This window comes from Chamaesiphon sp. VAR_69_metabat_338, from assembly GCF_031423935.1.
Classification (GTDB): domain Bacteria; phylum Cyanobacteriota; class Cyanobacteriia; order Cyanobacteriales; family Chamaesiphonaceae; genus Chamaesiphon.
The window spans coordinates 1-12,334 of sequence record NZ_JANPGM010000710.1 but is presented as its reverse complement, the minus strand read 5'-3'; the positions used below and the strand labels follow the sequence as shown (position 1 = coordinate 12,334).

12 protein-coding genes are annotated in these 12,334 nt (G+C 45.7%); 7 read left to right on the top strand and 5 right to left on the bottom strand.

The annotated features are described in order from the left end of the window. Positions 1-202 precede the first annotated feature (202 nt). Complete coding sequence (locus tag RMO84_RS19880) at positions 203-442, bottom strand: hypothetical protein (protein ID WP_310490173.1); 240 nt, start codon at positions 440-442, stop codon at positions 203-205. 69 nt (positions 443-511) lie between these two features. Between RMO84_RS19880 and RMO84_RS19875 the strand changes: the two genes are divergently transcribed. Together RMO84_RS19875 and RMO84_RS19870 are read left to right on the top strand one after the other, a co-directional pair. Next, entirely contained in the window at positions 512-757 is a 246-nt protein-coding gene (locus tag RMO84_RS19875) for a hypothetical protein (RefSeq protein ID WP_310490172.1), read from the top strand. Between the two features lie 138 nt (positions 758-895). Beyond that, complete coding sequence (locus RMO84_RS19870) at positions 896-2,857, top strand: FHA domain-containing protein (protein WP_310490171.1); 1,962 nt, start codon at positions 896-898, stop codon at positions 2,855-2,857. A gap of 70 nt (positions 2,858-2,927) precedes the next feature. On the opposite strand, the gene RMO84_RS19865 is transcribed toward RMO84_RS19870, so the two are convergent. Then, the gene (locus tag RMO84_RS19865) at positions 2,928-3,536 is read right to left on the bottom strand and encodes a Uma2 family endonuclease (protein ID WP_310490170.1); all 609 of its coding nucleotides are present in this window, start codon (positions 3,534-3,536) and stop codon (positions 2,928-2,930) included. A gap of 52 nt (positions 3,537-3,588) precedes the next feature. Next, the gene (gene cysS / locus RMO84_RS19860) at positions 3,589-5,082 is read right to left on the bottom strand and encodes a cysteine--tRNA ligase (RefSeq protein ID WP_310490169.1); all 1,494 of its coding nucleotides are present in this window, start codon (positions 5,080-5,082) and stop codon (positions 3,589-3,591) included. 276 nt (positions 5,083-5,358) lie between these two features. Here cysS and RMO84_RS19855 point away from each other — a divergent pair, with 276 nt between their 5' ends. Beyond that, complete coding sequence (locus tag RMO84_RS19855; protein WP_310490168.1) at positions 5,359-6,495, top strand: GTP-binding protein; 1,137 nt, start codon at positions 5,359-5,361, stop codon at positions 6,493-6,495. A 108-nt stretch (positions 6,496-6,603) separates the two neighbouring features. Beyond that, positions 6,604-7,098 carry a DUF3592 domain-containing protein gene (locus tag RMO84_RS19850; RefSeq protein WP_310490167.1) on the top strand — a complete coding sequence of 165 codons (495 nt, stop codon included), beginning with the start codon at positions 6,604-6,606 and terminating at the stop codon, positions 7,096-7,098. A gap of 69 nt (positions 7,099-7,167) precedes the next feature. Here RMO84_RS19850 and RMO84_RS19845 read toward each other — a convergent pair whose 3' ends face one another. Together RMO84_RS19845 and RMO84_RS19840 are read right to left on the bottom strand one after the other, a co-directional pair. Continuing rightward, positions 7,168-8,334 carry a cysteine desulfurase family protein gene (locus tag RMO84_RS19845; protein WP_310490166.1) on the bottom strand — a complete coding sequence of 389 codons (1,167 nt, stop codon included), beginning with the start codon at positions 8,332-8,334 and terminating at the stop codon, positions 7,168-7,170. A gap of 235 nt (positions 8,335-8,569) precedes the next feature. Continuing rightward, positions 8,570-8,950, bottom strand: a complete 381-nt coding sequence (locus tag RMO84_RS19840) for a hypothetical protein (protein WP_310490165.1) — start codon at positions 8,948-8,950, stop codon at positions 8,570-8,572. 414 nt (positions 8,951-9,364) lie between these two features. Here RMO84_RS19840 and RMO84_RS19835 point away from each other — a divergent pair, with 414 nt between their 5' ends. The 3 genes from RMO84_RS19835 to RMO84_RS19825 all read left to right on the top strand — a co-directional run. Further along, entirely contained in the window at positions 9,365-10,774 is a 1,410-nt protein-coding gene (locus RMO84_RS19835; protein WP_310490164.1) for a phospholipase D-like domain-containing protein, read from the top strand. A gap of 125 nt (positions 10,775-10,899) precedes the next feature. Then, positions 10,900-11,730, top strand: a complete 831-nt coding sequence (locus RMO84_RS19830; RefSeq protein ID WP_310490163.1) for a DUF1361 domain-containing protein — start codon at positions 10,900-10,902, stop codon at positions 11,728-11,730. Positions 11,731-11,835: 105 nt separating this feature from the next. After that, the coding region (locus RMO84_RS19825; protein WP_310490162.1) for a substrate-binding domain-containing protein at positions 11,836-12,334 on the top strand (499 nt) is incomplete at its 3' end.

The window sequence follows — 12,334 nt, the reverse complement described above, 5'->3', positions numbered from 1 at the left end:
GAAGTGTTGAATGCTAGAGCGCACACCTCCTATAAATGGGTACACCATTCCTGTGAAAGGCTATTAATATAGCTAAAATACTATCTTTCTAAACCAATGCACATAGCTAATATTTTCACACATGAAAGATAGTATTTTAGCTATATTAATAGCCTTTCACAGGAATGGTGTACCCATTTATAGGAGGTGTGCGCTCTAGCATTCAACACTTCTGCTTCAAGCTAAATTGAATCAGTCGCCACGCGATCGCAAACAATGGCATAGAAACAAGTGTGATGCCCAAAAAGCGGATGATGCTCGCATCATGATATCCGCCAGCTTCAATCATAATCAGCTCGATAAAAGCTGCTAGATAAACACATAGGTGAATACCCGCCTGAAGGAAGGAAAGCAACCGAAATAACTTGCCAGCTGCTAGTTTTTGGATGAGATCTTCATTCATGTATTAATCAAAAAGTTGGTCGAAGTGCTGTCGCTCTGGATAACAAGGTAAGCAAACTAAATTTGTCGGATGTGCAATCCAGATAGATTTGGTCTAGTTATTACTAATGTGGGTGAATTTCGCTCTAAAGTTTTTTACATAGTTAGACAGCTTACAGCTAAATCCCCGCAAGATGTTAAAGTAATTTTAGACAATTCGACAGCGGTGCCGATTGCCACCGGAACTAAAAGGGAAATTCAGCAGATTGCCGCTCGCTTAGAAAAAGCTGGGGCTAAAATTAAATTTATCTTAGTTAATGACGATCGATCTAACTAAACTCGAACGTTACTAAATTGATGACAGATCCCCGACTCCTGACAGAAGTCGGGGATCTCGGGCATGGCGATCGACCAAAAAATGGCCGATCCTGCTAAGATTGACTACTAAATACTCGATATACTCGATCGATACACCGTGCAAATCCGTTTGATGTGGGAAGATCCAGCCACAGGAGAACGCAAAGAACCCCTGTTAACCGTGCCCATTGCCTTGGGACGAGATTTTGCACGACTGCCCGATCTCATCGACGGACAGCGCGTTTGTAGGATCGTGTTAAATAGTTTGGAGGTATCTCGCTATCATGCCTCGATCGAGATTCAGCAAGGTCAGTTAACGATCGTCGATCGAGGTAGTAGTAATGGGGTTATCGTTAATGGGGAAAAGCAACCCCAAAGTCAAGTTCAGCCTGGGGATGTCATCCAACTCGGCAACTATCAGATCGCGATTGGGCTGCCAGAGAATCCTCAACCCGTTGCCACACCCGCCAGTCAATCCCAGATCGGATTCAATCCCGTCACCAATCGACCAGATCCGCGCATCACTCCACCGCCGGTAGTTCCAGTTAATAATTGTCTACCGCCGATCTTCAGCCAATCGCAGATCGATCCGCAAGCGATCCACGCCACCGGATTGCCAGTAGAAGAAGTCGAATATGCCACCATTGGCGGCGGTTTGGGGAGTTTTATTTGGGTAGACTTACTCAGAATTAGCGGGGTGAGTGGCGATCGCATCCGGGGATTGGGAATGGAGCAGCAACCCTACGGACGCTATCAGCAACTCTGTCTCAACGCTCAGATCGTCCCCCAAGAACGCCTCAGATCCCCTGCGGATGCCTGCCCCGATAACATTTGGGGTTTTCCTAACTATGCAACTGTAGAGGCATTTAGAGACGTTGCTAAGGGAAAATTGAAATCGGGATTGAGCCATCTCTGGCAAGTCTTCGCCGAGCCGACACTGGCGAGTACCTATACCCCCAAAGCTGGCGATGTCATTACAGCAATCGATCGCGAAGCCGCACGCATTAGTTGGAAGAAAATCATGCGCACGGCTAGCGTCCAAGCCATCCGCAAGACTACCGACGGACGCTATGCGATCGTCTATACCTGCCAGCAGCCAACGGACTATGCCTGCACGATCGCGCGATACGTGCATATTGCCACTGGTTATCCCGCCTTACAATTCTTGCCCGATCTCCAAGCCTATCGCGATCGCACTCAGGATTTCAAAACCGTCGTCAATGCCTACGAACCCCACGAACACATTTACGAGTCGCTAGCTAGCTACGGTGGGACGGTATTATTGCGCGGGACGGGAACTGTCGCTGCTCGCATTTTACAAAAACTCTACACCTTACGCCGCAATAACGATCGCGTCGAAATCCGCGTCATTCAGTTACTCCGCTCCGCCAAAACCGATGGCAATAAATACGGGTTAGCCGAGCGCAAAGTCGAACACAACTATGAGTTTCAGCCTTTCAATTGGCCAAAATCAGCCTGGGGCGGACAGTATAAAGCCATTCTCGAAGCAGCCACCCCCGAACAACGTCAGAATTTACTCGCCGATTGGGGTGGCGTCACGACGATGAATCGCCGCGATTGGCGCAAAATCATCACTGGAGGCATCCACAAAGGCTGGTACCAGATCTTCTATGGAGAAGTGCAGCAAGTTGTCCCCCGCCCCAGTCACAGCGGCACGATTACCACCGTTCGCGAATCGGGCGTCAAGAGTGACATCCAGTTAGAATCCGACTTCATCATCGATGCCACGGCTGTAGATGCGCCGATTACTGCTAGCCCTTTACTTCAGGATCTAGTTCAGCAATACAATTTACCAGTCAATCATCTGGGCAGACTCACAGTAACACCAGATTTCGAGTTAACCGAAATGGCTAATCAGGTAGGGAAAATCTATGCTTCTGGAGCAATTACTTTAGGCAATTATTATGCCCCTGTGGATAGTTTTTTGGGGTTACAATACGCCGCATTTGAGATCGTGCAAGATCTGCTAGCGCGCAAGTCGATCGAGCTAAAACCGCTATTATTAGCTCGCTCTTTAAGTCAATGGTGGAAGTGGATAAATAATCGATCGCCAGACTAACTCAAGTCAGCTCGATCGCTTCAGCCTTCAAATCAGACGATCGGTGTTTCTATCTGCTCGTGAATCGACTCTACTGGCGAGGAACGATATCATCGAGCCGAAGCTGAATTTCAGGGAAAGTAGGAGATAAAATAGATTCGCCTAACCTAAATTGTTGCTGGTGATAGGTCTCTCCCACAAGTTGACAAACTGTGAAGGTTGGTTGTTTTGGTTTGCCGATAAAAGCAACGCCACCGATTCCTAAATAATCCACAATCCAATACTCAGGAATACCTAAGAGGGCGTACTCTTCGATCTTTCGAGCATAGTCATCTTGCCAGTTAGTACTCACGACTTCAACAACTAGCTCGATCGTACTGCCATTACAGACGATCGGTTCTTTTCGCCACAGTGGTTCTTGTTCCAGTTTAGCTTCATCTAGCACGATTGCATCGGGACGCAACGCAGTAGCCGCCATTGCCGGTGGTTTGATGAGGCAGTTTTTGGGTACGATCCAGTTGCGACGAGAACGGAGAATTTCGCCAAAAATGTAACCGATTAGCTTTCCCGTTACAGCTTCATGAGGGCCAGTTGGTTCCATGTCACGCAATTCTCCGTCAATTAGCTCGTAGCGCGGATTATCACCATATTGGCTGATAAATTCATCAAAGGTGAGAACTTTAGTGGTTGTATAGGTCATAGAGTATTTACCCCTATTTTGTATCCTCAAAGTTTAATATCCACTCGATCGATTAACTGCGATACCAACTACTCGGAACCCCAGCTTTATCGATGACGACAATCTTCTCCTCTGTCAATTGAGCGCGGATGCGATCGCTAGTGGCAAAATCTTTATTTGCTCTAGCAATTTGACGTTCGGTGAGTAATGCTTCGATTTCTGCATCGCTCAAACCACTATTTTGCACTTTCAATTCATCGGGATTAACTTCCAAACCTAACACTCCTGCTAATTCGATTAATGTTTGCCACTTATCTTTGAGTAGATCGGGATCTACTGTTTGCGCGCTGTCGTGGGCGATAATATTACCAACTTTTCGCAGTTCTTTGGCGAGTTCAAATACTACCACTAAACCTTCGGCAAAGTTGAAATCATCATCGACAGCAGTACGGAATCGGTCTAATTCTTCGGTGCTATTAGCTGTCGCATTAGTACGAATCGGGTCTAAATTTTCCCAGCCTAATCGATCGCCAAACTCGTAGCCAAATAACATCCCATCCTTAATCGTTTGCCAACTTTGTCCGGCGGCGATAATCGACTTATCGTTAAAATCCATCGGCTTGCGATACTGCGCAGTCAGCACAAATAAGCGCACTGTCATCGGATCGATATCGATTTTGTTGTCATTAACATCGCGATAATCGGTGAGCAATTTACGGATCGTTGTAAAATTGCCCAAGGATTTGGACATTTTTTCACCATCGATATTCACCATCCCATTGTGCATCCAATAGGTGGATAGTGGTCGATCGTGAGCGCATTCGGATTGGGCGATTTCATTTTCGTGGTGGGGGAAAACCAGATCGCCGCCGCCGCAGTGGATATCGATCGTTTCGCCTAACTGTTTTTGGATCATGGCAGAGCACTCGATGTGCCAGCCAGGGCGACCGTTGCCCCAAGGTGATTCCCAGGAGGGTTCGCCCGGTTTTGCGGCCTTCCACAGGGCAAAATCGAAGGGGTCTTCTTTCTTAATTTGGTCGGGATCTGCTGCATCGGTACGATCTCCAGCCCCAGCCCGCAGATCGTCGAGGTTGCGTTTGGAGAGTTTGCCATAATCATCATCTTTGCGCACGCGGAAGTAGACGTCGCCGTCTACGGCATATGCAAATCCTTTTCGTTCGAGATCGGCGATCAGATCTTGAATTTCTTGGATGTGTTTGGTGGCAAGGGGATAATTATCCGCATCGCGGACATTCAGACGATGGAGATCTTCAAAGTAAGCAGCAGTATACTTCTCGGCGACTGCGGTCATCGAAATCTGTTCGAGATCGGCACGTTTGAGGATCTTGTCATCGATATCGGTAAAATTCTGGACGTATTTTACTTCATAGCCACGCCATTGCAGATAGCGACGGACGCTATCCCAGACAATATACGATCGAGCATGACCGAGATGGCAGTAATCGTATACAGTCACCCCGCAGCAGTACATTTTCACCTGTTTGGGTGTCAAGGTTTGAAACGGCTCTTTGGTTCTGGAGAGGGTGTTGTATATGGTTAGACTCATAGAAAAGTTGGGAGTTGGGAGTTGGGCGTTAAACTTCGGCTGCTTGGCAAATTAAGGATGTGACGTTAGGAAATCGAACTCCCGAATAAAGGTTAAAATGTTTATTGGCCAGTGATTGCCTGAGCACAGGCTCACATCAACGAGAAAATATTTTTCCTCAATTTTCCCAGGAAAGGCTAAGCCAATATCGATCGATCTGGCGGAACAACAATCGCTTTATTCTAAGTTTGCCATCGATTGACTGCGAATTTCTATATCATCCCACCGTGTATTTTTATGACATCAACTACGATCGCTCCTACTCTCGAAATCATTGATGTAGACCAGAAACTAGTACCTGTAACAATTATCACGGGTTTTCTCGGTAGTGGCAAGACGACACTGCTCAATCATATTCTCCAAAATCAGCAAGGCATTAAAACTGCTGTCCTGGTAAATGAGTTTGGCGAAATCGGCATCGATAACGATCTGATTGTCGCTACTGGTGAGGATATGGTCGAGTTAAATAATGGCTGTATTTGCTGCACGATCAATGAGGATTTGGTTAAAGCCGTTCACAAAGTATTGGATCGATCGGAACAGATCGATTATTTAGTTGTCGAAACTACTGGTTTAGCCGATCCGTTACCCGTTGCACTGACTTTTTTGGGTACGGAGCTGCGAGATGTAACCAGGCTCGATTCGATTATTACTTTGGTGGATGCGGCGAATTTTAGTCTCGATCTATTTAATAGTGAAGCCGCGCAAAGTCAGATTACTTATGGCGATATTATCTTATTAAATAAGACCGATCTCGTCGATGAAGCTGATGTCGATTTATTGGAAGTGCGTCTGCGCGATATGAAAGAAGGCGCGAGAATTATTCGGACGACTAAGTCTCAGGTGTCTTTACCGATGATTCTCAGTGTGGGTTTATTTGAGTCGGATAAATATCTGGATAAACCAGCTCATGACGAACATTCACACAGTCACGACCATGCTCATGCAGAAGACCATACTCATGCAGAAGACCATACCTACTGCGACCACGACCATGGCAAGTGCGAACATGACCACCACGGACACGACCATCACGACCATTCACATCACTTAGATAATGATGGTTTTACATCATTATCATTTGTGAGCGATCGACCGTTCTTACTCCGCAAATTCCAACATTTCTTAGACAATCAATTGACTGTCAATATCTTCCGCGCCAAAGGATTTTTATGGTTCGATGAAAGCGATAAATGCCATGTCTTCCACCTCTGTGGCAAGCGGTTCTCGATCGATGACGACCAATGGAAAGGTAATCCCCAAACTAAGTTTGTAATTATCGGTCAAGATCTCGATCGAGATAAAATTATTAAGCAATTGGAAAACTGCCTGACTACTGCAAAAACAACGGCTGGCAAAGGATTTGGTCGATAGAATTATCTAATAAAGTGGTGGGCAGTGCCCACCCTTCTCTCTATGCTAATTATTAATTACTTTATATAGATATTCTAAGTAAATTTAGCAATTAAGCAAGGATAATATATGCGCAATAATCGCACTTTAGATAAAGCCTGTGGAGTCCTCTGTACCTCCATTGGTGCAATGCTTTTAGTTGGATTTACTTCGCACTATCAATCGGAGATTTCTTTTAAAGCTAACGCGATTTCTGTCCCTGGAACTATAGTTCACACGGAGGAGGAGCAACATAATACTGGTATTGGGGGATACAATCCATCTCGTGGTGGTAATGGATATCAGGAAGTGACCAGCAAGACATCATATATTTCAACCGTCAAGTTTCAGACTCAACAAGGCGAATCAAGCAAATTTACAACTGTTGGTGCTTGTTATAGCCGACAAGAATGTAAAAATAAAACCGTTCTGGTTGAATATGTCCCAACTGCGCCAAAACAGGCAAGGATTTATGCTGATTATTCACCCACCGTTATGTTCGTGGTACACAGCTTATTTTCTCTATTCTGCCTTTCGATCGGTATCTGGTTGCTTAGTATAAATTCTCGTAGGCACCGAGTTTAAACAACATTAAATCTAGAAAGGCTTGTACTTAAAATTCAACAACGCAGTTATTAAGTAGGATCGCGCACCCTAGACGCAGACTAGTTGCGGGATCAGTCGATCGATAATTTGCTTCAATACCATTGCCGTCCAGTCAATATCGGCGGCTGTGTTAGTCTTGCCCAACGTCAGGCGGATGCCACCCACTGCATCAGTTTGGCTATAACCCATCGCCAATAATACGGGACTGGGAGTCAGTTTACCACTGGCACAAGCCGCTCCCGAACTGATCCCAATTCCGGCAAGATTGAGTTGGCGGACGATCGTTTTGCCAGTGATGGCTTCTGACAAATGGCACTTTGGTTGCAGGCAAAAGCTGAGGTGATGGGGGAGGCGGTGCTGGCGATCGCCTGTAGGGACTAAGATGGGACAGTCGGCTAGTAGCTCGAAGAATCGATCGCGTAAACTGATTAATCGGCTACTTTCTAAGGCTAGTTCTTCACTTGCTAACTCAGCAGCGACACCAAAACCAGCTATTTGCGGGACGGCTTGAGTCCCCGATCTCCAACCCATTTCCTGTCCGCCGCCAGCGAGGAGCGGAATGAGGTTCAAGCCTGGACGAATGTAGAGTGCGCCTGCGCCTTGAGGGCCATATAATTTGTGACTGGAGATGGAGAGGAGATCGATCCCCAATTTTTGGACATCGATCGAGATTTTGCCAGCGGCTTGCACGGCATCGGTATGAAAGCAAACTTGGTGCTGACGGCAAATATCGGCTAGCTCGGCAATCGGTTGGATGGTACCGACTTCACTTTGGGCATAAATTATCGATACTAAGACGGTATTCGGCCGGATTGCCAGTTTTAGATCCTGGGGATCGATCCGTCCGGTGCGATCGACTGGCAATCTCGTAACAGCCCAGCCGCGACTTTCGAGCCATTGCACTGGCGCGCTAATTGAAGAATGTTCGACACTAGAAATAATTAAATGCTGTGGTGTGGCATACAAATTTGCCACCCCTATAATGGCCTGATTATTTGCTTCAGTGCCACCAGATGTAAACGCGATCGCATCGGGATTGGCATTAAGTAATGCAGCTACTTGAAATCGCGCTTGTTCGATCGCAGTGGAGGCGCGTTCGCCCCATTGATGAATGCTCGAAGGGTTGCCCCAGTCTGACAACATGACTCGGTGCATTGCCGCGATCGCTTCAGTCCGAGTAGGCGTTGTCGCACTATGATCTAGGTAAATCTGCATAGACTAAATCTAAATAATTTTATCAAATTCACTCGGTGCATTGCCGCGATCGCTTCAGTCCGAGTAGGCGTTGTCGCACTACGATCTAAGTAAATCTGCATAGACTGAATCCACGTAATTTTGTCGATATCGTCACAATCGATCGGCGATTAATTTGCGGCGATATTCTACACATTTGTAGCGTTGATGTCGAGAGACATCAACGCTACAACCACTTTATTAAGTATATCTAACTTTAGCTACCTGGTTTGCAGATATTATAATCTTCATGGGAAAGTACTTCTTTTGGTTGTAGAATCCCATCTTCTTCAAAACACAGCATTCGATAATTGCGAGTCACAGGAATGCTAATTACCAACCGATTGTGGCGCAGTCTTTTGCCACCAAACTCTCGATAGTTCCTGCGATCTTGCAAGCCAATAATAATATTTCTAGCTTTTAAAACCACATGAGATGGTAAGCTTTTGAGATCGATCGGATCGAACGCAAAACTCTCGTGCCAATTGCGTTTTTTCTCTTTCTTTTCATTTTCGCCGACTTCCTCTTGGAGGCAACGATGGCAAATCTGCCCGTAGCCTTTATGACCGCATTGAAACATTTTTCTGCGTCTGCTCATAATAGTAGATACCTCGATGTCTTATGTAATTTATAAAAATGGCAAGTAAGCAGTTCCAATTTAGCTGCATGGAAATTTAAACAATGATGTTGATATCACCGATCGAGCAGGATTGAAATCGCCTAACGATTCAATCCAGGCAAGCATAATTGTCGCTTTGTCTAGTTATTTGAGAGTAACTATCTAGATTCGCAATTGTTGCTAGGCGCAGTAGTATTACAGCACGTTAGAGCTTCATTCTGCAATCTTAGAAGGTTGCTAGCAAATACGCAGCGATCTGCGACAACGTTTGCGTAATAAATGATACAATGAATTCGGTATGACTCAGTTGTCGAGCTTGTCCGCAATCATTGTCGAATTAATAGTACTAAGCTATTGATTCACTATTTATCATTCATAATTTTTGAGTTTCCTTTGAAATTTCGACGATTTAGCAGCGTTTTTGGCACATTTCACTCCTCTCTGTTCTCTAGTTTAGCTCTTGGAAGCGTCGGTGTTATCATTTTTTGTGGATATTGGTTCTTCTGTCGTTCTACAGACATCCCCGCAGCCAAGATCCCACCATTGCCTCAAGATGAATCAATTCAAATCTATTTTAACCACGATCGTGCAGTAGAGTTTACCGAACCTTATCGGCACAAAACTAGGCGGGGCAGCGATTTAGCGGCACAAATAATTTTAGCGATCGCATCTGCTCAGTTACAAATCGACATCGCAGTGCAAGAGTTGCAACTACCCAATATCGCCCAGGCTTTGGCAGCTAGAGCGCAAGCGGGAGTCAAAGTGCGGGTGATTCTCGAACACAATTATAGCCGCCCCTCAAGCGAATTGACAGTCGCGGAGGTCGATGGGTTGACGGCACGGGAGCGCGAGCATTATCAAGAATTTCAGAAATTGGTAGATATCGATGGCAATGGGACGCTGACGCCAGCCGAAATTAACCAACGAGATGCGCTAGTTATCCTGCGGAATGCCCAGATTCCGATCCTTGACGATACAGCGGATGGCTCCAAGGGGAGCGGTTTAATGCATCATAAATTTATGGTGGTGGATCGGCATCGAGTGCTAGTGACTTCTGCCAATTGGACGATGAGCGATGTTTATGGCGATCTGAGCCATCCCGACAGCGAAGGCAATCAAAATAATTTAGTGCAGCTGGAAAGTAGCGAAATCGCCGCCGCGTTCGCTAACGAGTTCGATCTGATGTGGGGCAATGGCACCGCAAACAATCCCAGCAGCCAATTTAAGATACGTAAACCGGCACGGACACCAGTTGTAGTATTAGTCGGTAATACGCGCGTCTGGGTGCAATTTTCGCCGACATCCAAACAGCAGGCGTGGGATGATAGTAGTAATGGTTCGATCGGGAAGTTCCTTAGCAGTAGCATGCAACAAGTCGATCTGGCTTTATTTGTCTTTTCCGAACCTGCATTGGCGAGTATTTTGCAAACGCAATCTCAGCGCGGTATCCAGGTACGAGGTGTTATCGATCGCGAGTTTGCTTATCGGGATTATAGTTCGGGTTTGACGCTGATGGGCGTAACTTGTCAGGCAAACCAGAGTCTGCAGCCATTGACAACGATTGGCGTACCGACATTACCGACGGGCGATTTACTGCACCATAAATTTGCGATAATCGATCGCCGTACTGTGATTACAGGTTCGCATAATTGGTCGAACGCAGCTAATTATCATAATGATGAGACACTATTAGTCATTCAGGATAATCCCACAGTTGCCGCACATTTCGATCGGGAATTCGACAGGCTTTACGAACATGCCATAATGGGGATTCCCGAGCGACTCAAACACAAAGTTTGTTAGATTCTAGCTATCCATCGGTAAGAGATCGATTGTTATTCACTCCTAGAAATTTATATAGATCGGCGATCGACAGTGCAGACAGATCGGTTAAGATCGATCGACTGGAACTCGTTGTTGGAGTTTAAATGCTCTTATTGCAATTTTATAGCTGGACAGATCCGCTCGCACAAGTTATTAGGGAAGATATCGGTCGGATTGCTTGGAATAGTTTTTTGGCATTAGTGCCGCTAACTCTAAGTTTTTTCTTGTTTTACAAGCCGCGATCGCGATTATTTTGTTGGAGCACTTATATCCTGTTAGTGCTGAGTTTTAGTATCGGTATTAAGAAATACAATAACGGTAATCTCCTCGAAGCTCTAGAGCGGATCGTACTATCTTTGTGGGGTGTCAGAGCGATTTTTATCGCGTTCGCCCTCATGGCGATTATTATCTTGACAATCTTCGATCGGCGGTTAAAAGATCCTATTGCGCGCAGTCAATCGATTATCTGGTGGATTGGCTTGTTTCTATTTGTGGCAATCTTACCTAATGCTCCATATATTTTGACTGATGTCGTGCATTTTTATGATGCGGTGCGAACGATACCTTCAGCCTGGACGATTACTTTGTTTATCGTACCGACTTATCTTGTTTTTATCGGGATTGGTTGGTTAGCTTACGTATTTTCATTAGTCAATATCGGTATTTATTTGAGTAAAAACTATCTGACTAGATACATAAATATTATTGAATTAAGCCTTCATGCTATCTGCGCGATCGGGATTTATATCGGCAGATTCTTGCGATTTAATAGTTGGAGCTTTGTGACTCAACCCAAATTGTTTTTGAGTGTTTTACCGGGAGAATTAATTGGTAAGTTTCCGCTAGTTGTGATTTTTCTCACCTTTTGTATTATTGCGACCTTATATACACTATGCAAACCGTTAGTGGCTAAGTCCTCACTCTATCGGGACTAGAATCGATCGACGCGTGTTGACCTCTGGCATGGATATTGCTAAGATCGGCTGTAGATTTGGACGATATTCCGAGTCAAATACAGTAGATTCTTTAGAGGCAATGTCATGACTGTCAGCCGACAAGTAACGAGATCGATTCTCCGTTGGAGACGCTTTGCGAACGCCGGATTAATGATTGGTACGGGTTTAAGCCTTACTTTGGTTGCTTGCGGCAATGGTGGAAATACTCCTTCCTCTGGCAATTCGTCTTCCGGTGTGGGGCAAAACAAGGATGTTGAAGTTACCCTCGTTGGCTATGCTGTGCCCAAACCCGCTCACGACATCATTATCAAAAAATTTGTCGCCAAATGGCAGCAAGAACACAACCAGAAAGTAACCTTCAAACAGACCTACGGCGGTTCCGGTTCGCAAACCCGCGCTGTGATTGATGGTTTGCCTGCGGATATCGTGCATTTGGCACTCGGTGGCGATGTCGATAAATTAGCTCAAGCCTCGCTGGTTGGCGCAGATTGGGGCAAAAAGCTCCCCAATAACGCTATTGTCGCGCGGAGTGTGGTCGCGATCGTCACTCGTCCAGGCAACCCCAAGCAGATAAAATCCTTCG